The organism is Streptomyces sp. WM6386 (genome assembly GCF_000972385.1).
In the GTDB taxonomy this organism is placed as follows: Bacteria; Actinomycetota; Actinomycetes; order Streptomycetales; family Streptomycetaceae; genus Streptomyces.
This window is the reverse complement of record NZ_JXTE01000015.1, coordinates 73,190-92,827: the sequence shown is the minus strand read 5'-3', so window position 1 is coordinate 92,827 and position 19,638 is coordinate 73,190. Positions and strand designations below refer to the sequence as shown.

General features: G+C 68.1%; 20 protein-coding genes and 4 pseudogenes. 14 read left to right on the top strand and 10 right to left on the bottom strand.

Annotated elements, in window-relative coordinates:
• Positions 1-68: 68 nt before the first annotated feature.
• From TN53_RS48270 to TN53_RS12260, 4 genes and pseudogenes are all read right to left on the bottom strand, one after another.
• The gene (locus tag TN53_RS48270) at positions 69-356 is read right to left on the bottom strand and encodes a DUF4190 domain-containing protein (protein ID WP_046258538.1); all 288 of its coding nucleotides are present in this window, start codon (positions 354-356) and stop codon (positions 69-71) included.
• Between the two features lie 572 nt (positions 357-928).
• The gene (locus tag TN53_RS48265; protein WP_234441579.1) at positions 929-1,081 is read right to left on the bottom strand and encodes a hypothetical protein; all 153 of its coding nucleotides are present in this window, start codon (positions 1,079-1,081) and stop codon (positions 929-931) included.
• A 136-nt stretch (positions 1,082-1,217) separates the two neighbouring features.
• Positions 1,218-1,337, bottom strand: a pseudogene (locus tag TN53_RS49515) (IS5/IS1182 family transposase); the annotation flags it as partial.
• A gap of 386 nt (positions 1,338-1,723) precedes the next feature.
• A complete protein-coding gene (locus TN53_RS12260; RefSeq protein ID WP_046258535.1) occupies positions 1,724-2,746 on the bottom strand; it encodes an LLM class flavin-dependent oxidoreductase in 1,023 nt (340 codons plus the stop codon).
• 224 nt (positions 2,747-2,970) lie between these two features.
• On the opposite strand from TN53_RS12260, the gene TN53_RS12255 reads away from it, so the two are divergent.
• From TN53_RS12255 to ykgO, 4 genes are all read left to right on the top strand, one after another.
• Positions 2,971-3,651: a DUF6308 family protein gene (locus tag TN53_RS12255; protein WP_234441578.1), complete on the top strand. Its 681-nt coding sequence runs from the start codon at positions 2,971-2,973 to the stop codon at positions 3,649-3,651.
• A 420-nt stretch (positions 3,652-4,071) separates the two neighbouring features.
• The gene (rpmG, locus tag TN53_RS12250; protein WP_046258533.1) at positions 4,072-4,236 is read left to right on the top strand and encodes a 50S ribosomal protein L33; all 165 of its coding nucleotides are present in this window, start codon (positions 4,072-4,074) and stop codon (positions 4,234-4,236) included.
• A 47-nt stretch (positions 4,237-4,283) separates the two neighbouring features.
• A complete protein-coding gene (locus TN53_RS12245; protein ID WP_046258532.1) occupies positions 4,284-4,544 on the top strand; it encodes a type B 50S ribosomal protein L31 in 261 nt (86 codons plus the stop codon).
• A 37-nt stretch (positions 4,545-4,581) separates the two neighbouring features.
• The gene (ykgO, locus tag TN53_RS12240) at positions 4,582-4,704 is read left to right on the top strand and encodes a type B 50S ribosomal protein L36 (protein ID WP_046258531.1); all 123 of its coding nucleotides are present in this window, start codon (positions 4,582-4,584) and stop codon (positions 4,702-4,704) included.
• Positions 4,705-5,028: 324 nt separating this feature from the next.
• Here ykgO and TN53_RS12235 read toward each other — a convergent pair whose 3' ends face one another.
• Positions 5,029-5,673 carry a hypothetical protein gene (locus TN53_RS12235; RefSeq protein ID WP_046258530.1) on the bottom strand — a complete coding sequence of 215 codons (645 nt, stop codon included), beginning with the start codon at positions 5,671-5,673 and terminating at the stop codon, positions 5,029-5,031.
• A gap of 378 nt (positions 5,674-6,051) precedes the next feature.
• Positions 6,052-6,399 (bottom strand): hypothetical protein, encoded by a 348-nt coding sequence (locus tag TN53_RS12230; RefSeq protein WP_046258529.1) that lies wholly within the window; start codon positions 6,397-6,399, stop codon positions 6,052-6,054.
• Positions 6,400-6,526: 127 nt separating this feature from the next.
• On the opposite strand from TN53_RS12230, the gene TN53_RS12225 reads away from it, so the two are divergent.
• On the top strand, positions 6,527-6,856 hold the full coding sequence (locus TN53_RS12225; protein WP_046258528.1) for a GNAT family N-acetyltransferase: 330 nt from the start codon (positions 6,527-6,529) through the stop codon (positions 6,854-6,856).
• Positions 6,857-7,085: 229 nt separating this feature from the next.
• Here the strand turns inward: TN53_RS12225 and TN53_RS12220 are convergent, their stop codons facing one another.
• Complete coding sequence (locus TN53_RS12220) at positions 7,086-7,283, bottom strand: DUF5707 domain-containing protein (RefSeq protein ID WP_199924563.1); 198 nt, start codon at positions 7,281-7,283, stop codon at positions 7,086-7,088.
• Positions 7,284-7,762: 479 nt separating this feature from the next.
• Between TN53_RS12220 and TN53_RS12215 the strand changes: the two genes are divergently transcribed.
• Both TN53_RS12215 and TN53_RS49510 read left to right on the top strand, forming a co-directional pair.
• Positions 7,763-9,034, top strand: a complete 1,272-nt coding sequence (locus TN53_RS12215) for an aldehyde dehydrogenase family protein (RefSeq protein WP_234441577.1) — start codon at positions 7,763-7,765, stop codon at positions 9,032-9,034.
• 581 nt (positions 9,035-9,615) lie between these two features.
• Positions 9,616-9,786 (top strand): CGNR zinc finger domain-containing protein, encoded by a 171-nt coding sequence (locus TN53_RS49510; RefSeq protein ID WP_107080548.1) that lies wholly within the window; start codon positions 9,616-9,618, stop codon positions 9,784-9,786.
• 35 nt (positions 9,787-9,821) lie between these two features.
• Here TN53_RS49510 and TN53_RS12210 read toward each other — a convergent pair whose 3' ends face one another.
• Entirely contained in the window at positions 9,822-10,331 is a 510-nt protein-coding gene (locus tag TN53_RS12210) for a winged helix-turn-helix transcriptional regulator (protein ID WP_199924562.1), read from the bottom strand.
• A gap of 157 nt (positions 10,332-10,488) precedes the next feature.
• On the opposite strand from TN53_RS12210, the gene TN53_RS12205 reads away from it, so the two are divergent.
• The 3 genes from TN53_RS12205 to lpdA all read left to right on the top strand — a co-directional run bounded on the left by TN53_RS12205 (position 10,489) and on the right by lpdA (position 14,070).
• Positions 10,489-11,502 (top strand): NADP-dependent oxidoreductase, encoded by a 1,014-nt coding sequence (locus TN53_RS12205; RefSeq protein ID WP_046258525.1) that lies wholly within the window; start codon positions 10,489-10,491, stop codon positions 11,500-11,502.
• Between the two features lie 190 nt (positions 11,503-11,692).
• Positions 11,693-12,433 carry an alpha/beta fold hydrolase gene (locus tag TN53_RS12200; protein WP_234441576.1) on the top strand — a complete coding sequence of 247 codons (741 nt, stop codon included), beginning with the start codon at positions 11,693-11,695 and terminating at the stop codon, positions 12,431-12,433.
• 224 nt (positions 12,434-12,657) lie between these two features.
• Positions 12,658-14,070, top strand: coding sequence for a dihydrolipoyl dehydrogenase (lpdA, locus tag TN53_RS12195; protein ID WP_046258524.1), 1,413 nt, complete (start codon positions 12,658-12,660; stop codon positions 14,068-14,070).
• Positions 14,071-14,136: 66 nt separating this feature from the next.
• On the opposite strand, the pseudogene TN53_RS44935 reads toward lpdA, so the two are convergent.
• Positions 14,137-14,292, bottom strand: a pseudogene (locus TN53_RS44935) (methyltransferase); the annotation flags it as partial.
• Positions 14,293-14,539: 247 nt separating this feature from the next.
• Here TN53_RS44935 and TN53_RS12190 point away from each other — a divergent pair.
• Positions 14,540-14,710 (top strand): annotated as a pseudogene (locus TN53_RS12190) (hydrophobic protein).
• 154 nt (positions 14,711-14,864) lie between these two features.
• Here TN53_RS12190 and TN53_RS12185 read toward each other — a convergent pair.
• Positions 14,865-15,356 carry a hemerythrin domain-containing protein gene (locus TN53_RS12185; protein WP_046258523.1) on the bottom strand — a complete coding sequence of 164 codons (492 nt, stop codon included), beginning with the start codon at positions 15,354-15,356 and terminating at the stop codon, positions 14,865-14,867.
• Positions 15,357-15,612: 256 nt separating this feature from the next.
• Between TN53_RS12185 and TN53_RS12180 the strand changes: the two genes are divergently transcribed.
• The 3 genes and pseudogenes from TN53_RS12180 (at position 15,613) to TN53_RS12170 (ending at position 19,590) form a co-directional block, all read left to right on the top strand.
• Entirely contained in the window at positions 15,613-16,458 is an 846-nt protein-coding gene (locus tag TN53_RS12180) for an RNA polymerase sigma factor SigF (protein WP_046258522.1), read from the top strand.
• Positions 16,459-16,761: 303 nt separating this feature from the next.
• Positions 16,762-17,322, top strand: a pseudogene (locus tag TN53_RS12175) (transposase family protein).
• Between the two features lie 507 nt (positions 17,323-17,829).
• Positions 17,830-19,590 carry a S8 family peptidase gene (locus TN53_RS12170; protein ID WP_046258521.1) on the top strand — a complete coding sequence of 587 codons (1,761 nt, stop codon included), beginning with the start codon at positions 17,830-17,832 and terminating at the stop codon, positions 19,588-19,590.
• Positions 19,591-19,638: the final 48 nt, after the last annotated feature.

The window sequence follows — 19,638 nt, the reverse complement described above, 5'->3', positions numbered from 1 at the left end:
TCGGCTTGGGCGCCGCCCCATGCATCACCGGCAAGACCGCCGACCGATGGGTTCGTGAGGTCAGAGTGCTAGCCGCCCACGTACCAACCGAATCCACCGTTGTTGGCGGCCACGATGAGGAGCACTATCCACACAACCACGTCGACGATACCGAGGATGATTCCGGCCTTCGCCATTCCTCCGCCCGCCTTCACCGCCGACTGACGGCGAGCGACAGCGCCGAAAACGATGGCCAAGGGGCCCAGAATGATGTTCAGTATGAACAGCCCGACGATACCGCAGCACAGACTCGCGATCGCCAGACCATTGGTGCGTGAACCTGCAGACGCAGCAGAAGATCCGCCGTAACTCGTCATTGGACACTCCCAGTTGTCGCTTGCGCGGACCGATGGACCGCTCGGCTTCTCACTGTTGGCTTCCGTGTCCGATTTCCCCCTCAAGGCGATCCCATGTTCACGACTTCCTCGGCTGCGCCAGTCTTTGTCGGATGGGCGAGAAGGACTCGGCCACAACGCTGGCTCCGTCGGCGGCTGGGAATGGTGAGGTGACGAGCCGCGATCGCATGATCGTCGAACCGAAATGATCCGCAGGGGGTTCGAGTCGCCATCCTTACCGGGTTGTCGGTGATGTGGCGGCCTGTTTCCCGCCCGCGTAATGCGGTTGAGGGGGACAGCGATCACCGGAGAAGATCCTTGGCATATTCTCGCGCGGGAATCGCCGCCCCAAGACCCCTGAACTCCTCCAGGCTTGGCAGGCCCTCGATGAGGGGGACGTCCCGGGTGCCCTGCGCCAGTTGCGGCATGGCACCGACGACCTGCCGATCGACGAGCTCGCACTCGTGGCCGCCCGGGCCGCCAGGAGTGCAGGCTTCGACGACCTGAGGACCGCCGCCGACGCCCTGACCCCCGCCGGGCATGGCCCGCACGCTCTACGACTTTGGATACGCGTGCGTCGAGCGCGGCGTGCCCAACCTGGCGATACCCGCGCTGCGGGAGGCGCTGCGGCAGTTGCTGACCCCGCAGGGATCCTGCGGGGGCAGCAACTGCCGCTCGGCGAGCATCTCGTGGATGGTGTCGGTCATCTCGAGGATGGCGTCGCGTCGTTCCCAGCGGGTCCGCGTGCGAGAGCAGGCGGCGGGGTCTGTCGGCCCGGCCTGCGACGGCTGGGATCTTGTCGAGCAAGGGCAGGAGTCGGGTGACGCCGTTGCGGTTGTCGTCGGTCAGCGACACCGTGAGCGGGATGCCCTGGCCGTCGACGACGAGGTGGTGCTTGCTGCCCGGCTGGGCCCGCTTGTTTGGGCCACTGCGGGCCGCGCGGAAGTGCGAGGAGTCGATCACCGCGCGGGACCGGTCCAGCTTGTCCTTCGAGCGCAGTTTCCCCAGCAGCACCACATGGAGTTGCTCCCAGGCGCCGGCCTCGTTCCAGGCTCCCGGACCCGTTCCGGGCGGCAACGGCTCGATCAGCGACCACAGTTCATGCGACGCGATCCACGGCCGCGACTCACGTTTCCCCACAACCAGACGAGCGAGCGGACAAGCCCACAGTCACGTGGCCAGCAGTTTCGTCAGAGCCAGGCGCTTGGTTGCTGAGGCGGCCGCCATGTAGGCCCTCAGGGAGGTCAGGCGGCCAGGCCGGTGGACGAGCCGTACGGACGTGTACTGCATGAGCACGTACGGTGACACCGGCCGGTCGCATCGTTCCGTGGCACGCCCTACCGCTGTGCTCAGCGCCAGCCCAGTGCCGGAGCGACATGGGTGAGGATGCTCTCGATCACGTGGGTGTTGTAGGCGACTCCGAGTTGGTTGGGCACGGTGAGGAGCAGTGTGTCGGCGGCGGCGATCGCTTCGTCCTCGGCGAGCTGTTTGACCAGCACGTCGGGCTCGGCGGCGTAGGAGCGGCCGAAGATGGCGCGGGTGTTGGCGTCGATGTAGCCGATCTGGTCCTTCGAGTTGCTCTCACGGCCGAAGTAGGCGCGGTCGCGGTCGTCGACCAGGGCGAAGATGCTGCGGCTGACCGAGACCCGCGGCCGGCGGGTGTGGCCCTTCGTGTGCCAGGCCTCGCGGTAGGACTCGATCTGCTTGCGCTGCTGGACGTGCAGCGGTTCGCCGCTCTCGTCGTCCTTGAGGGTCGAGCTCTGCAGGTTCATTCCGAGCGTGGCAGCCCACGCCGCGGTGGCATTCGAGCCCGATCCCCACCAGATACGGTCGCTGAGGCCCTCGGAGTGTGGCTCGATGCGCAGCAGCCCCGGCGGGTTGGAGAACATCGGATGGGGGTTGGGCTGCGCGAACCCCTCGCCCTTGAGCACGTCGAGGAGGCGCTCGGTGTGGGCGCGTGCCATGTCGCCGTCGGTCATCCCCTCAGGCGGCAGATGCCCGAAGTGCCGCCAGCCGTCGATGACCTGTTCCGGGGATCCCCGGCTGAGGCCGAGCTGGAGCCGGCCACCGGAGATCAGGTCGGCGGCGCCCGCGTCCTCGGCCATGTACAGCGGGTTCTCGTAGCGCATGTCGATCACGCCGGTGCCGATCTCGATCCGGCTGGTGCGCGCGCCGATGGCCGCGAGCAGCGGGAACGGCGAGGCGTGCTGCCGCGCGAAGTGATGGACCCGGAAGTACGCGCCGTCGGCACCCAGCTCCTCCGCTGCGACCGCGAGGTCGATCGCCTGGAGGAGGGAATCCGCCGCGGAGCGCGTCTGCGAGTGCGGCGACGGCGTCCAGTGTCCGAAGGACAGGAACCCGATCTTTTTCATACCGATTTCAACAATCAAGGTCGGCGTTCATTCCCTGGGGAGCTGCTGCGGCACCGTTGGCCGGCAGTGGCGACCTCCAGAGGCAGGGCGTCCCCACGGCTCCGCTGAGACGACAGCTGCGCGAGCTGCTTGTTGCAGGAAGTGCTCCCCGTTGCGGGCACCAGGTGCTGTAGCGTCCACCGACGTGTCATCGGTCGCGAAGGTGTATGAGGGACGTCCCGGTGATGGAACTGAAGATCCCGGAGATCTACTGGGACGACGAGAAGGCCGTCCGCCTGCTGGTCGAATACTTCACCCGGCGACGACGCCCGAGCGGTGATCTGTACTACTCCGGCGCGCACTTCGAGCGACTTGGGGGCGGCGGCGACACCGAGCACGTCGCAGACCGCTTCGACAGCAACGACCTGGTGGCCATCACCATGCTCAGCGTGTCCGTCGAGGCGCACGGGGCGATCAGCTTGTTGACCGACCCTCATGGGCATTGGACACGCCTGCTGTCGCTCATTCCTCGTGACGCGCGACTGGAGAGTCCTGAAAGCGACGCGCTCATGAAAGAGGGCGGCGCTGCCTGGGAGTTGTGGGAGCGCTTGGCCACCAAGGAGTATGTCGGCAAGCCTGACGGCAGCGGCCCGGTGATCGCAGGCAAACTGCTGGCCCGTAAGCGCCCTCACCTCATCCCCATCTACGACATCCGCATCAAGCAACTGTTCGGTCGACCCAAGACGGACCACTCCTTCTGGGCTGCACTGGCCGCGGCCCTACGGGCGGACGACGGTGCCTTCCACCATCAGTTGGCCCGCCTCCGCGACCAGGCCCGTGTCGGTGAGGACATCGGCATCCTGCGCGTGTTCGACGTCATCGCGTGGATGCACCAGGGTCCATCGGGTCAAGGCAACGCACGCTGAGCTGGCAGGCGCAGCCGTCTCACAGGTGCGCGGCAGGTGACCCACGCCGGTGTGGCCCCGGAGTTCGGCCCCCTGGTCGTGTGCGTGAACGCCGTCTTGCCCGGGTGTCGGGAATGCCGACGGGGACGGGCGTGTTGAGCGCGGCGTGGGAGTGAAGGGGGCAGTGTCCCCGGGCTTCACCTATTGCCTGCGGGGACGATCGTTCGGCTGAAGCCCCGTAGCGCCTTCCGCCGCGTAGGCGACGGCCCCTTCACCCCATGGTCCGGACGGATACGAACGCCCGCCCGGACCACGTCCGTACCGCTCCGGCCCGTACCGAGAGCGGTGACCGTCGGGAATGAGACGCCGACCGACGTGGTTGTAGAAGCCGTATGACATGTCCGAGTCAATTTGCTCGGGCGGTGGCGGAAGGAGCACCTCATGGCACGCAGCACCACACGCGCTGTCATCAAGCTGAAGTCGACGGCCGGTACCGGAGTCACCTACGTGACCCGCAAGAACCGACTGAACGATCCCGACCGAATGGTCCTGCGCAAGTACGACCCGCAGGTCGGCGCGCACGTCCCGTTCCGAGAAGAGCGCTGACACCCTTCTCCACGGCTCCCCGTCGCCAGTACCAGAAAGGCCACCCCATGAGGCACGGCATCCACCCCCTCTCCCGCCCGGTCGTCTTCCGCGACCGCACATCAGGCTTCCAGCTGCTCACCCACTCCACCCTCGACGCGGAGCGCACGGTCGAGTGGGAGGACGGCAGCACGTACCCGGTCGTCGACGTCGAGATCTCGTCGGCGAGCCACCCGTTCTACACCGGCACTTCACGCGTCGTGGACACCGCGGGCCGCGTGGAGCGCTTCCAAAGGCGCTACGGCGCCACCGCTCCCGTCCGCCCGTGACAGTGGACCCCGTTCGATCCCCCGGAAGGAGACGGCTATGAAGGTGCGAAAGTCCCTGCGCTCGTTGAAGGCCAAGCCCGGCGCCCAGGTGGTACGTCGGCGGGGTGTCACCTTCGTGCTCAACAAGAAGGACCCGCGCTTCAAGGCCCGCCAGGGCTGACGGCCTGAGCCGCACCATCGATCCGGCCCGGCATCGCAACCGCGGTGCCGGGCTGTTCGCAGTCGTGCTCGACGGGCCGACGGCGGCAAGCACCCTCGTAGGAGCTGTCCGGGCGATCATGCGACCGCTCCGTGCCTGAGTCGTTGTCGCGGGCACGGGCGAGCCGATCCGGCGGATGCGGAGCGGGAACGGCTGCGGCCGTTCCTGCCGGTGAGCAATGGGCGTTGTGGCCATTGGCGGGATCATCGGTGCCGCCTCTGGACCAGTGCCTGTCCCACCCGCCACCGCAACATGCCCGCACCCATACGAACCTGACCAAGCCCCCTACGAGAGCTGAGCGTCCAGCCCCGCACGCCGGAGCGCTCTGGTCATCGCCGGAAGGTCCGGCGCGCCCCCCTCCAGCGAGGAGACGTGCTCCTCGAGCAGTTCCGGTGTCAGCCGGAGGCTCTCGGCGTGCTCCATGAGGAGCTCACGGCCGGGCGTGCCGTACCCGACGTACTCGTCGAGCAGCCGGTGGGCCTCATCGCGCTCCACGAACCGGCTCATCCCGCAGTCCAGGCCGTCGTCTTGCAGGTCCTCGGGGTACGGGGCGCGGGCCCAGGCACCGTTGTCGTACCAGTAGACGCAGCCCAGCTCGTTCCCCGCGAGGCGATTGCGCAGCACCTCGTAGGGAAGCCAGGCAGGGCCGCCCGCCAGCATGTCGACCGGCGGCTCGTGCCACTTGCAGCCGCTCGACTCGTCCTCGCCGTACAGCACGTACCGGCCCTCGCCGAGGCGGGAGAACGTCCACCAGGTGCAGCCGCAGTCGTCGAGGTGCAGCCCCTCGTCGTCGATCCAGGTACCGGTCCGGTAACCCGCACCTTCCTCCGCCTCGGTGGTCGCCTCCACGACGGCCACGAGCGCCCATCGCGCCCACAGTACTTCGGGGTCCGGAAGGTCTTGCGGCAGTCCTGGCCTCTGGATCGTCATGTGCTCTCCCCTTGTCGATCATGGGCGACCGTACCGTGCGGCAAGGACAGGCCACCGCAGCCGGGGCACGCAGCACACAGTGGCCGAACCCAGAGATCCAGCGGCCAGTGGCAGCCGATCTACCGCAGTCGGCCGGTCAGTGCCGTGCTGGGGAGGCGGTGCCGCTCGGCCAGGCCCGGTACCTGTTCGACGAACGTCTTGCGGAAGTAGCTCTTCCGGTCGTGGAGGTACGTTCCGGCGCACCCGCGGCTGGAAGTTGGCCGAGCGAGTCGCCGCGGTCGGCGCGGCACGGCCCGCCGGGCACGATTCCGCAGCCGCCCTCGGTGAGTCCGACGGGCCCCCGCCCGCTCGCCGAGGGGGCCGCTGTTCAACCCGGGGTCAGTGGCCCGAGCCCTGGGTGCCGCCGAGTTGGTCGCGGTAGCGGGGGTCGCCGAGGTACTGCTCCTCGTCGAAGACCGGCGCCGCCTTGACCTGGCCCTTGGTCCAGCTCAGGCGCACGGTCCGGGCCGTGTGGTCGATGCCCGAGACGGCCTCGGACGGGATCACTACGTCCTTGCCCAGCAGCGGGAGACCGGTGTGCACCACCGCATGGTGTGGACCGAGGTCCGCGGAATGCGCTCCGATCTTGCCGGCCTCTCCGTCCACCGCGCGCACGTGGTATCCGGTGAGAGCGTCGTCCGGGGTGTGTCCGGCTGTCGGTACCTGGTCGCTCTGGAACTCGTTCACTTCGTCCTCCCTGCGGTCCTGGTCGGCGTCTGCCCGCCATCGGCCGCGGCAGACGTCCGCCGGCCGGCTCCGACGGATGGTCGACTACGCTCGGGTGTGTTCCCCGGCGCGATCACAGGAGTTGCTCATGCCCCCGCACACCGACCAGGACAACAGCACGGTGGAGGTCGTCGACGTTCCCGAGGCGTCTCGCTTCGAGGTGCGGATCGGCGGGCAGCGGGTGGGTCTCGCGGAATACCTGCGTACGGGCGAGCTGGTCGTCTACCCGCACACGGAGGTGGACCCCGCCTACAACGGCAGGGGCCTCGGCTCGGCCCTGGCGCGTGCTGTCCTGGAGGACGCTCGCGAGCGGGAGTTGGCGGTGCTGGCGACCTGCCCCTTCATCGCGGCCTACCTCGCGCGACACCCGGAGTACCACGACCTCGCCTACCAGAACCGCAGCAAGGTCGCGGACTGAGCGGCTCCGCCGCACCGCACGGGCGCCGGTCTGGTTACTGACGCCGAGCCTGCACGGTTGTGCAGCGTCCGCCGCCTCTGCTCAAGGGGGTGTGAGGGGGGCCTGCCGCATGGCGGTCCACCAGCCCGCGGGACATGTTGGCCGCAGCGTCCGGGCGGCCGCTGTACAGGGGACCAACGGTCGTACCGGGTACCGTCGTTGTGCAGCGTCCGCCGCTTGCGGAGGCGGATCAGCCGACGGTGAAGTCCACAGCTTTGGTGTCCAGGGTGGTGGTGTCGTCCTCGGCGGTGGCCAGGACGGCGACATGCCAGTTGCCGCGCGGAGACGACGCGGCGTCGGCGTCGGTCACCGCGGCCGTGTAGACGCACCGCACGGTGTCGCCGCCGGCCGACTGGCAACGGGCCGACTCCACCTGGGCCATCATCATGCACAGCAAGGAACCACCATGAAGGTGAAGGCTGCCACAGGGTCGTCTTCCGCCAGATGATCGACTCGATGGGCCTGCTCGGCCACGCCGCCATCGTGGGGTTGGCGAAACCGGGCACCGAGTCGCCCGTCGACATCGGCAGCTCGATGCACCGGCGCCAGTGTGACCTTCGTCCTCGAGGGGGACGCCGTGTCTCGGGTGCTGATTCCGCAAACTGATCGCCCTCTACGAGGCCGGCAGGTTCCCGTTCGACAAAGCTCATCAAGCACTGCGCGTTCGAGGACATCAACCAGGCCTTCGCGGACAGCGAGAACGGGGTCACGCTCAAGCCGGTGGTCAGCCTTTGCCGCGCACCACGCCGCTTCCGCCCTTGCCATGAGGAAACCGAGCGGTTTACAGTGGCCGCGCGCAGAGATTGTTGAACAATCCTCCTGTCGCCCATTTGTCACGAATTACGCTTGGACCGTGAAGGGACCGATGTGAGCAGGAACGAGATGAGCGTGCCGCCCTCCGTCCAGGAGGCGGTCCACGCCTGCGCAGTCCGGGCGACGCAGGGCTCGGCGGCCTTGGCACGGGCGTCGGACGTGGAGATCGACACCGCGCTGCGGGCCATGGCGGAGCGGCTGCACACGGCACGCGACCTGCTGACAGCGGCGAACCAGGAAGACCTGCGATCGGCCGTCGCAAGCGGGATGTCGGCGGCACTGCAGGATCGCCTGCGGCTGACCGGCCCACGGCTGGAGGACATGGCCGCGGCGTTGCGTACGCTGGCGGACGTGCCGCACGAGCCGCGGGACAGCGTCCTGGAGGAGCGTCCCGACGGCCTGGTCCTGCTGGAGCGCCGCCGCCCGGTGGGGGTCATCGGCGCGAACTTCGAGGCGCGCCCGAACGTGACACTCGACGTCGCCTCCCAGTTCCTCAAGTCCCGCAACGGCGGCGTGCTGCGCACCGGTTCGGCGGCCCTGCGCTCCTCCCAGGCCTTGATCACTCACGTGATCACGCCCGCTCTCACCGACGCGGGACTGAACCCGGACGCCATCCAGCTGGTGCCGAGCGAGGACCGAGCGGCGGCGTACGCGCTGGTGTCGCTGCCGGAGACCGTCCCTCTGGTCATCCTGCGCGGCAGCGGCGAGAGCACCCGGGAACTCGGCCGCGAGGCCGCACGGCACGGTGTGCGCACGCTGGCCCACGCGGACGGCGGCGGAGTGCTCTATGTGGCCCGGGACGCCGACGAGAAGCTGGTGCACGAGTTGGTCACCAGCAGCCTGGACCGGCTGGGCGTCTGCAACCGGCTCAATCTGCTCCTTATCGACCGGGCTGTCCACGACGAGCTGCTGCCGGGCATTCTGAAGACCCTCGAAAGCCTGGGCATTGCGGCATCGCTGCCGCCGCACACCCACGCGCGCGGTTACGAGTGGTCCCTGGACTCCGAGCATTCTGCAACGGTGACGATCGACGAGGCGGACGGCCCGGTCCAAGCCGCACGGATCGCGAATGAGGAGACCTCCGGACTGGCCGCCGCCATCGCCACACACGACCCGGACACCGCAGCACAGTTCATGGACGCCTACGCCGGCTCAGGCGTCTTCTGGAACTCCACCACCCGCCTCCTCGACGGCTTCAAGCTCCTGCGCCTGCCGGAAACCGGCATCAACATCGACCGGGTCCCAGGCCCCCGCGGCCCCGTCACCTACCGCGACCTGTATCTGCGCCAGTACGTCGTGCGACCTGCGGCATCCCTGCACAGTTGAGTCGATGCGCATCGAGGTGCGGTCACTGGCCGCGTTCTGCTTCATGCCGCGGGCGGGCCGGTTGTTCCTCCCGCGAGACTCCGGACGCCGCACCGGCCATCTGCACCGCCCCAAGCGCTACAGCCGCCGCCTGCGACGGGGCTACTACATGTGCGCACCGGCGCATACGCGGCGGCTTGCGAACGGGTTTGTACGGCACCCGACGGGAGCTGCGGCATCGAGCCAGTGCCCCCGTACCCGGCCCCGAAAGCCGGCCGGGTCTCCGGCGCCGGCCGAACTGGCATGGGCAGCAGCACGGTCGAGTGGACGTCCTGCCAGACCTCCTGCCCGCCGTCGACCGACCGTGAGAGAGGTGGCAATCACCCGACGTCACCGACGCTGAGGCATCCCCGAGAGGTAACTGACATGCCTGGCATGTTCGAAGTCATCGGTTCCCTCACGGACCTGGGCGACATCGTGACGGTGTAACGACCCGTCTACACCTACCCAAGTCCGCCGACACTGCTGGCGTCGCTGCCGACGCCGCAGCCGCACCGGCGCCGATCGCTCAGGATGCCGTCGAGCTGCTCTCGTTTGTTGAGATGCAGCGGGTACGCGTCGTGCAGCGCGGACCGCTGGGCCCTGCGCTGGTGGACCGCTCTCCCGCACGCAACCGCCGCTGGTGCTCGACGTCCCGCTGCGGCGGCTGCACAGGGCCCGCCTCCACCAGTCGAGCCCTGGCCGGACGGAGCGAGCGCACGCCGGCAGGCTGAGCCCATCGCGAGCTCCTGACACCATCGCGCTCAGTTCACTCGGCGGGCCTCATGCGAAATGCGGGGCCGGGGATGCTCTCGATGTCTTCCGGCTGTACGGCGTGGCCCTGTTCGCAGCGGATCTGGGCGTCGACGTGCGCGCCGCATCCACGGTGCCGGGACAGCATGGCCGGGCCCTCCGGGTCGGCGCGGTAGCGGTCGCCCCATTGCAGGAGCCCCATCACGGCCGGGACCAGATCCATACCCTTGGGGGTGATCACGTACTTCGGCCGGCTTCGCGAGCCCGGCTCCTTGTAGGTCTCGGTGGCCAGGATCCCTTCCTCCACGAGCATCCGAAGTCGCGTCGCGAGGAGGTTGCGAGGACAGCTGAGGACGCGTTCGAACTCGTTGAAACGGGATGATCCGTACCAGACCTCGCGCAGGATAAGGATCGTCCACTTCTCGCCCACGACTTCAAGGGTCCGGGCGATCGAGCAGTTCGACGTGTCCCGGTCGAGGCGGGGGGCCGCGCCGGCGTCCTGCAGAGCTTCGGTCATTGCGTCCATGGGGTGATTGTAACTCTCCTGAGTTTACTTTTCTATACCCAGAGGGTAGTGTCGTGGCTGGCACGTCAACCCGGCCCCCGCGCGAGAAACGGGCGCGCGGGGACCCGCCCCAAGAATTACGGCGACCAGCGAGACCCCATGCAGAAAGGCGGCCGGCATGAAGGCGTTCGTAGTCGAGAAGTACGGCAAGGACGGCGCCCGTGCCGCAAACGTACCCGAGCCCACCGTTGGAGACCGCGACGTCCTGGTCAGAGTGAGCGTCGCCGGCATCAACCCGCTGGACAAGATGGTCCGCAACGGAGAGTTCAAGCAGCTCCTGAAGTACAAGCTCCCGTTCGTGCTCGGCCACGACGTGGCCGGCGTCGTGACGCGGGTCGGCTCCGCCGTACACGGTCTCGAAGTCGGCGACGAGGTCTACGCCCGTCCGCGCGACCTGCGGATCGGAGGCTTCGCGGAGTACATCGCGATCGACGCGGACGATGTCGCGCCCAAACCCGCCTCACTTACCCTCCAAGAGGCAGCCGCGGTGCCGCTGGTGGCCCTGGCCGCGTGGCAGATCCTCGTCGAGCGCGCGCACGTGAAGCCGGGGCAGAAGGTGCTCATCCACGCCGGTGCCGGCGGCCTCGGGTCGACGGTCATCCAGCTCGCCAAGCACCTCGGCGCCACGGTGGCGACGACCGCGAACACCAGGTCCGAGGAGTTGGTCAGGAGCCTCGGTGCCGACGTCGTCGTCGACTACACCAAGGAAGACTTCTCCAAGGTGCTGTCCGACTATGACCTGGTGCTGGACTCCCTGGGCGGAGCGAACCTCGAGAAGTCGCTGACCGTGCTGAAGCCCGGCGGCCTGGCCATCAGTGTCGTCGGCCCGCCGGACGCCGGATTCGCGAAGCAGCTCGGTGCCCCGTCGTTCATGGGTGCAGCCATGAACCTGCTCAGCCGCAAGGTCCGCAAGCAGGCCAAGGCGCTGGGCGTGCGCTATCAGTTCTTCTTCATGCAGGCCAGTGGTTCCCAGTTGCGCGAACTCGGCGCCCTGTACGACAGCGGACAGCTCCGTCCGGTCATCGACCAGGTCTTCCCGTTCGACCAGACGCTGGAGGCGATGACGCACGTCGAGCAGGGGCGCACCAAGGCCGGCAAGGTCGTGGTGTCGATGGTGTCCGACGGCAACTGAGGTCGGCCGGCCGCAGATCTCCGGCGGGTTCGGCTGCCGGAGCGGCGACTGCGCAGCCGACGAGCCGCCGCATGTCGAGCACGTCCTGGCTGGGTACTTCGCGATCCCCGTCGAGTAGGCGGAGTGTGTGGATCAGCCCTTCAAGAGGGTTGGCTACCAGTAGGGGAGACGGCCCATTAGCCAGCCGGCAGTGACCACGGGAGTCACACAGGTCGACGGAGTCCGCCTGCACTACCTCCGAGCGGGATCCGGACTCCTGCTGGTCCTCCTGCACGGCTGGCCGCAGACCTCCGACTGCTGGCGGCCGGTACTGGGCGAGCTCTCCGCCGGCTTCACCGTCGTGGCTCCCGACCTGCGCGGGTACGGTCTGAGCGACAAGCCCACGACCGGGTACGCCAAGCGGCGGATGGCCGCCGACATGGCCGGCCTCGTCGAGGCGCTTGGCTTCGAGCGTGCCGCGGTAGTCGGTCACGACCGCGGCGCTCGTGTGGGGCACCGGCGGGCGCTGGACCGTCCGGAGCAGGTGGAACGACTGGCCGTGCTCGACATCGTGCCTACGCGGGAGATGTTCCGTCGGCTGGACGCCTCGCTCGCCTCCGGGTATTGGCATTGGCTGTTCCAGATGCAGCCTGATCTGCCCGAGCGCCTCGTGGGGCGCGACATCCGTGGATATCTCGAGTACTTCTTCGAGCGCTGGACCTACAACCGCCACGGTCGACCACTCGCCAGAACGGCTCTCACCGGCCCGGATCCGTACGAGATGACGGGATCGCTTCTGGCGTGGGCTGCCGTCCACGCGGCGGCGCCGGATGCGGTCCTCAAGCTCGGCGTTCACGGCCCGGTCGCGGCCTTCGGACTCGACACCGTCAGGCTCGCCGCCGCCGCGGCCGGAGTACACGAAGCCGACGAAACCCCCGCCCGCAGCCGATGATTGCCGAGCGGGCATAGATCACGGAGCCAGGGCGCTGAAGTGGACGCTCGGGTGACTTCCGCCGAGGTGATGCACGTGCAGGCGCGTCCCTGTCCTCCAGCGGACCCCTGCGGTGGGCGGTGGCGGAAGCCATCGCTGTTGAGTTGGTGAAGCAGGTTGTTCGATCGGAGGGCGAGCCGACGCCTTGCGGGAAGTCGGCCGCCCCAGTGGATAAGGAGCCGTCCATGGACGAGCAGGGTGAGCACTTCGACGTCGTCGTACTCGGCGCGGGACCCGGCGGATACGTTGCCGCGATCCGGGCCGCCCAACTGGGCAAGCGCGTCGCGGTCGTCGAGGAGAAGTACTGGGGCGGCGTCTGTCTCAACGTGGGCTGCATCCCCACCAAGGCCCTGTTGCGCAATGCCGAACTCGCGCACGTCTTCACCCGCGAGGCGAAGACCTTCGGCATCAAGGTCGACGGCGAGATCTCCTTCGACTACGGCGAGGCGTTCCGCCGCAGCCGCAAGGTCGCGGACGGCCGCGTCAAGGGCGTCCACTACCTGATGAAGAAGAACAAGATCACGGAGATCAGTGGGCGCGGCACATTTCGCGACCCCCACACGCTCCAGGTCGTGGACTACGACGGCAACACCCGCACCATCGGTTTCGACCAGTGCATCATCGCCGCCGGAGCGACGCCCAAGCTGCTCCCCGGCACGCGTCGCACGTCGCGTGTGGTGACGTTCGAGGAGCAGATCCTCGCCGAGGATCTGCCGCAGTCGATCGTCATCGCGGGCGCCGGCGCGATCGGTATCGAGTTCGCCTACATCCTGCACAACTACGGCGTAAAGGTCACGATCGTCGAGTTCCTGGACCGGATCGCCCCGCTGGAGGACGCCGAGGTGTCCGCCGAACTGGCCAAGCAGTACCGGAAGCTGGGCATCGACGTTCTTACCTCGACCCGCGTCGAGTCGATCGACGAGTCGGGCGCGCAGGTCCGTGTCACGGTCACCGGCAAGGACGGCGCCCAGCAGGTCCTGGAGGCCGACAAGGTCCTGCAGGCGATCGGTTTCGCACCGAACGTGACCGGCTACGGTCTGGAGAACACCGGCGTACGGGTCACCGAGCGTGGCGCGATCGACGTCGACGGCCGCTGCCGCACCTCCGTCCCCCACATCTACGCCATCGGTGACGTCACCGCGAAGCTGATGCTGGCGCACGCCGCCGAGGCCATGGGCGTGATCGCCGCGGAGACGCTCGCGGGCGCGGAGACGATGGAGTTGGACTACGTGATGATCCCGCGGTCCACCTTCTGCCAGCCCCAGATCGCCAGCTTCGGCTACACCGAGGCGCAGGCCAGGGAGCAGGGCTTCGATGTCCAGGTGGCCAAGTTCCCGTTCACCGCGAACGCCAAGGCCCACGGCCTGGGCGATGCGACCGGCTTCGTGAAGCTGATCAGCGACGCCAAGTACGGTGAGCTCCTCGGCGGCCACCTCATCGGCCCCGACGTCACCGAACTTCTGCCCGAGCTGACCCTGGCCCAGCAGTGGGACCTCACGGTGCACGAGGTCGCCCGCAACGTCCACGCCCACCCCACCCTGGGCGAGGCGGTCAAGGAAGCCGTCCATGGCCTCGCCGGTCACATGATCAACATGTAGGGGGATGACGACCCGTGCGCGCACCAGCGGTTCCGTGGTCTCGAGAATTCTTCCCCGGGGGACCGATCACCCGGGGACGGTGCAGTCGAACGCGTGCAGGTAGGGGTTGACCGGGCTGACGTCGTCGATGACCAGGCCCGCTCCCGTCAGCCTGCCGACCATGCTGGCGGTGGTGTGCTTGGCACCGCCCACATTGAGGAGCAGCAGCAGGTCCATGGCGGTGCCATCGGCGAGGTCACCTATTCGATGCAAGAACTTCAGTGCGCCACTTGAACCAACCCCACAGCAGCTCCAGACCCCGATGGAGCCCCGCCTCGCCCGACTGGCGCCATTTGGCGTCGGAGGGCCTGTCGCCCCGCTGGTCGGCGGACGCCAACTCGAATTCCCGGATACGTAGTGGAGAAACCATGCACATCGACCGCGGGTTCCCCCATTCGCGGGGCATGAGGAGCGACGGGGGTTGATAACTATGGTTCCCCTGCTTCTCGTGCTTCTGCTGGCTCTGATCCTCTTCGGTGCGGGTTTCGCGTTGAAGGCACTGTGATGGATCGCCGTTGTCGTATTGGTCGTCTGGCTGCTCGGCTTCGTCATGCGCTCCGCGGATACAGGCGGCCGCAAGGGACGCTGGTATCGCTGGTAATCCGTTAAGCGGCGACGTGCCTGTGGGCCCCCGGATACACAGGGGGCCCACAGGCACGTCCCGGAAGAGCATCCGTCCGAAGGGACGGTGTACAGCTACCGGCTTCCCGGGAGCCACTCTCGCGAGAGGTGAGGGTTCGGCAACGGGGGCACCGTTAGGAGGTGACGACGCGTCGCACATTGTCGACGTCACCGCAGCCTGCCTTCAGCTGACGCGCGCGCTCTTCCGCGAACGCCTCGCCCAGCTCCTCCCGGCGGTCCATGGCCACGTTCTCGCGCGCCCCGTTGAGAATGGTGCGCTCCTCCTCGTCGGCGTGGTGAGTGACGGCCTGCACGAGATCTTCCAGCTTCTCGTCCCACTCCCCGGAGCCGACCTCGTCGACCTCCAGGAGTTCCAGGAGTGCCTTGTTGCCCTCCTCGTGCTCCTCCTCGCCGTGTTCCACCTCTTCGTCGTCGATTTTCTTGTAGCGCCTGAGGGCGGGATAGACCTTGGCCTCTTCCGCCAGCGCGTGCGCGATCAGCAGATCGGAGAATTCCCGGAGAGCGGCGGCCCGGTCGGCTTCGACACTGCGCATCTGACGAAAGAGATCCTCCATTTTCCGGTGGTCCTGGAGAATGAGTTCAACGACGTCTTGAGTCTGCGCCATGGGATCAGGCATCGCCTTCTTGTTGGAGAACCTTGCTGGGCAATCCTGCGGGAAAACCTTTCCGGAATCCTGTTACCCCGTCCTGGGCGATTCAGCAGGACGACCTGACCATGGACGAGCGGTGTTCTGGCGCGGTGTCGAGGCGAGATGCGGCGCGGGTGCGGAAGCCGTGGGCGTGGCCGCCGGGCAAGGGGGTAGACGGGCCAGCAGTGAGCTGAACTGGCCTGAGCCGGCAGGGCCGGCAGGGGAGGGACACATGATCACGGGTACGGCAGCGACGATGGATGCGCACCGCGGTGCACTGCCGGAGGTGGCCGACCCGTCGAAGGTCGCACCCAAGGACGCGCGTGAGCTGACCCGCGTGTTCTTCCGGCGGCTCGCTGTTCTGGATGAGGGCACGCCGGAGCACCAGTACACGCGCAACACGTTGATCGAGATGAACATCTCCCTGGTCCGCTACGCAGCCTCCCGGTTCCGCAGCCGAGACGCGGAGGAGATGGAGGACATCGTCCAGGTCGGTGTGATCGGTCTGATCAAGGCCATCGACCGGTTCGAGCTCTCCCGTGAGGTGGAGTTCACCTCCTTCTCGATCCCCTACATCGTGGGAGAGATCAAGCGGTTCTTCCGTGACACCACGTGGGCTGTGCACGTTCCCCGCCGTCTGCAGGAGGCCCGCGTCCAGCTGGCGCGTGCCACCGAGGAGCTGAGCAGCCGGCTGGGCCGTACGCCGACCGTAGCGGAGCTGGCTCAGCTGATGAACCTGGAGGAGAAGGAGGTCATCGAGGCGCGGCTGGCCTCCAACGGTTACCGCTCCTCCTCCCTGGACGCGGCCATCAACAACAGTGAGGATGGCGAGGCGGCCCTGGCCGACTTCATCGGCGACGAGGACGGCGCGCTGGAACTGGTGGAGGACTTTCACGCACTCGCTCCGATGATCGCCTGTCTCGACGAGCGGTCGCGCAAGATCCTGCACTGGAGGTTCGTCGAGGAAGCGAGCCAGGCGCAGATCGGCGAGCGTCTCGGGGTCTCCCAGATGCATGTATCCCGGCTGCTGTCACGCACCCTGGCCCAACTCCGCGAGGGCATGCTCACCACCCACTGACACCGCCCGGCAAAATGGCGTCATCGCAGTGGTGGCGTGGTGTACCGCCTCCGTCTGCGTGCACCGCCTCTATCCGGGCCGCTTTGCCAGGACTCCGTCGATCAGTGAAAGCCACGAGCGGCGGAGCCTTTTCAACCACACCCGGCGCCCCTGGGTGGGTGAACCATACGAAGGGCTCACCGCGTCCCGCAGAACAACGACAACGTAGGGATGGGGTGACCGGAACCGTGGCCGCCACGTACAAGGCTCCCGTGCCGTTGAGGGAGGCGTTCGGCGTCTCAACCCATCGGCACAGGAGTCTTGTTGGTCTCTCATCCTGCCGCACTCGACCTGCCCAACGCCCTGGTCGATTGGGTCACGCTGCTCATCGTCACTCCGCGGGGTGATCGCCGCTGCAAAGTCCCGCCACACCAGCGTGCCCTGGTCGCTCTGGGTGTACCTGCGCAAGCACGAGCCCCTCGCGCAGATCGCCACTGGGTTCGGCATCCCGGTCGGCACCGCGCACGCCTACACCACCGCGGTCATCGATCTTCTGGCTGGCTCTCCCCCGCCCTACCGGGGCGCCGCCACGACCTGACCGCGGCCCGTACCCGCCGGATCATCAGGATCTGCGAGCGCCAAGGGATCCTGGCCGGCCGCGTCTGCATCGGTGCCGGCGCATGGGTCACCACGCCTGCCGGACGGTCTGCGGGAGGCGAGCTGTCGCTCACCGAGCAGACCTCCAACCGGGCGCTGTCGAGCGCGCGGGCCCCGGTCGAGGGGGGTATCGCGCGCCTGAAATCCTGGCGGATCTTCCGCAGAGCCCGGTGCAGCCCCAATTGGATGACGTCAGTCGCCGTGGCGGTTCACGCCCTGGAGCGGTAACGCTGAAAGACCTCACTGTCATCCCGCGGGGCGGCTTGCACGAAAGTCCGTTTCAGCAGCTCAGGCATACGGCGAGATCGCCCCGGAAACGCCGTGCCCCGGATTCGGGAACGCTGGCCGTTTGCTCGGCGCTTCGACAGGCGCGAAAGGGCAGTACGTAGACGACGGCCACCAGGGCGTGGGCGGTGTAGGTCGCCGCGCCGCGCGGGTCCGGCGCTCTGGTGCGGGCAGCACGGCCGGCGCCAGGCCGGCGGCGTACGCCAGGGCCCGGTCGACGTCGCCGAGCTCCCGGTGGATCCCGACCTCTCCATGCCCGGAGTACGTCTCTTTTCAGCCATGCCTCTATAACGTCCCTGCACGGAAAGGTACTTCCGTACAGGAGCATGCACCTGACATCTTGCACCCACCACTCGTTTCGTACGGCCCAGCCGGTGCCCTCAGCACGCCGGGCCGTCTCCGGAGGACGCATTGATACCCCTCATATCCAGCCGATCCAGACGTACGCTGGTGCTGGCGGCCACGCTCGGCGCCGCCCTCGCGTTCGGCGCCCCGGGCGCCCTCGCGGGCACGCTCCCGGTCGTCCCCTCCACCGCGCCGGCCGCCAAGGCCCACGCTCCGGCCGCCCTGGCGGCTTCCCAGAGTGCGGCCTGGGTGGCCGGCACGCGTGCCTACCTTGTGATCACCGCCCCCGGTGACAGTTCGGCGGTCCGCTCTGCGATCGAGGCCAACGGCGGCACCGTTTTCTCGAACTTCGACGCCATCGGCGTGATCGTCGCCCACTCTGCGTCCAGCGGATTCGCCGCCACCATGCGCGGCGTCGCGGGCGTGCAGCAGGTCGGCGCCACGCGTACCTCGGACGTCCCGGCCGACGCCTACACCCCAGCACTCCCGGCCAATCCGGCCCAGGCCTCGACCCCGGCCGGCGAACCGGTCCGGGCCGACATGAGCCAGATCAAGGCCGACCAGGCCTGGGCCGTGAACCCGGGCTCCGCCTCCGTCACGGTCGGTATCCTGGACACCGGTGTGGACGACCAGCACCAGGACCTGGCGCCCAACTTCAACGCCGCCGACTCGGTCTCCTGCGCCTACGGCAAGCCCGACACACGTGCCGGCGCCTGGCGGGACGTCGACACGCACGGCACCCACGTAGCGGGCACCATCGCCGCGGCCAAGAACGGCAAGGGCGTCGTCGGCGTGGCCCCCGGGGTGAAGATCGCGGCGGTCCGGGTCGCCGAGCCGGGCAACGCCTTCTTCTTCGCCGAGAACACCATCTGCGGCTTCGTCTGGGCGGGTGACCACGGCTTCAAGGTCACCAACAACAGCTACTACACGGACCCGTGGCAGTTCAACTGCCCGGACAACATCGACCAGGCCGCCATCATCGAGGGCGTCAAGCGCGCCCAGGAGTACGCCGAGGGCAAGGGCTCCCTCCAGGTCGCCGCCGCGGGCAACGAGAACTACGACCTCGCCCACAAGACGACCGACTCCGCGAGCCCGAACGACTCGACGCCGGTCACCCGCACCATCACCAACGCCTGCCTCGACATCCCGACCGAACTGCCGGGCGTGGTCACGGTCGCGGCCAACGGCACGGGCGTCACCAAGGCCTCGTTCTCCAACTACGGGCAGGGCGTCATCGACGTCGCGGCGCCGGGCAGCAACGTGTACTCCACCGTCCCCGGCGGCGGCTACGGCAGCAAGAGCGGCACCTCGATGGCCACCCCGCACGTGGTCGGCGTGGCGGCGCTCATCGTCAGCGCCAACCCGGGCATCACCCCGGCGCAGCTCCGCGCCAAGCTGGCCGCCCAGGCCAACGACATCGCCTGCCCCTCGGACAGCCGCTGCACGGGCACGACGGCCAACAACTCGTTCTTCGGCGAGGGACAGGTCGACGCACTCAAGGCCGTCGGGACCACCCCGCCGCCCGGCACGTACTTCGAGAACCTCGCGGACTTCGCCATCAACGACAACGCGACCGTGGAGAGTCCGATCGCCGTCACCGGTGTGACCGGCAACGCCCCGGCCACCCTCAAGGTGGGTGTGGACATCAAGCACACCTACATCGGTGACCTGAAGGTCGACCTGGTGGCGCCTGACGGCACCTTCTACACGCTGCACAACCACACCGGCGGCAGCGCCGACAACGTCGCGCAGACCTACACCGTGAACGCCTCCTCCAAGGTCGCGAACGGTACCTGGAAGCTGCGCGTCAACGACAACGCCGCCTCCGACACAGGCAAGATCGACGCCTGGAACCTGACCTTCTAGCGCGGGGCCCGCCAGGCCCGCGTACAGCACGCACAGCGCCGGCGACAC

What these genes read in the sequence shown, in the direction of transcription:
- TN53_RS48265 (WP_234441579.1), bottom strand. Translation starts at nt 1,081, where the DNA reads ATGACCGACACCATCCACGAGATGCTCGCCGAGCGGCAGTTGCTGCCC.
- TN53_RS48270 (WP_046258538.1), bottom strand. Translation starts at nt 356, where the DNA reads ATGACGAGTTACGGCGGATCTTCTGCTGCGTCTGCAGGTTCACGCACC.
- TN53_RS12185 (WP_046258523.1), bottom strand. Translation starts at nt 15,356, where the DNA reads ATGGCGCAGACTCAAGACGTCGTTGAACTCATTCTCCAGGACCACCGG.
- TN53_RS12220 (WP_199924563.1), bottom strand. Translation starts at nt 7,283, where the DNA reads ATGATGATGGCCCAGGTGGAGTCGGCCCGTTGCCAGTCGGCCGGCGGC.
- TN53_RS12210 (WP_199924562.1), bottom strand. Translation starts at nt 10,331, where the DNA reads ATGGACGCAATGACCGAAGCTCTGCAGGACGCCGGCGCGGCCCCCCGC.
- rpmG (WP_046258533.1), top strand. Translation starts at nt 4,072, where the DNA reads ATGGCACGCAGCACCACACGCGCTGTCATCAAGCTGAAGTCGACGGCC.
- ykgO (WP_046258531.1), top strand. Translation starts at nt 4,582, where the DNA reads ATGAAGGTGCGAAAGTCCCTGCGCTCGTTGAAGGCCAAGCCCGGCGCC.
- TN53_RS12180 (WP_046258522.1), top strand. Translation starts at nt 15,613, where the DNA reads ATGATCACGGGTACGGCAGCGACGATGGATGCGCACCGCGGTGCACTG.
- TN53_RS12260 (WP_046258535.1), bottom strand. Translation starts at nt 2,746, where the DNA reads ATGAAAAAGATCGGGTTCCTGTCCTTCGGACACTGGACGCCGTCGCCG.
- TN53_RS12255 (WP_234441578.1), top strand. Translation starts at nt 2,971, where the DNA reads ATGGAACTGAAGATCCCGGAGATCTACTGGGACGACGAGAAGGCCGTC.
- TN53_RS12205 (WP_046258525.1), top strand. Translation starts at nt 10,489, where the DNA reads ATGAAGGCGTTCGTAGTCGAGAAGTACGGCAAGGACGGCGCCCGTGCC.
- lpdA (WP_046258524.1), top strand. Translation starts at nt 12,658, where the DNA reads ATGGACGAGCAGGGTGAGCACTTCGACGTCGTCGTACTCGGCGCGGGA.
- TN53_RS49510 (WP_107080548.1), top strand. Translation starts at nt 9,616, where the DNA reads ATGCAGCGGGTACGCGTCGTGCAGCGCGGACCGCTGGGCCCTGCGCTG.
- TN53_RS12225 (WP_046258528.1), top strand. Translation starts at nt 6,527, where the DNA reads ATGCCCCCGCACACCGACCAGGACAACAGCACGGTGGAGGTCGTCGAC.
- TN53_RS12235 (WP_046258530.1), bottom strand. Translation starts at nt 5,673, where the DNA reads ATGACGATCCAGAGGCCAGGACTGCCGCAAGACCTTCCGGACCCCGAA.
- TN53_RS12245 (WP_046258532.1), top strand. Translation starts at nt 4,284, where the DNA reads ATGAGGCACGGCATCCACCCCCTCTCCCGCCCGGTCGTCTTCCGCGAC.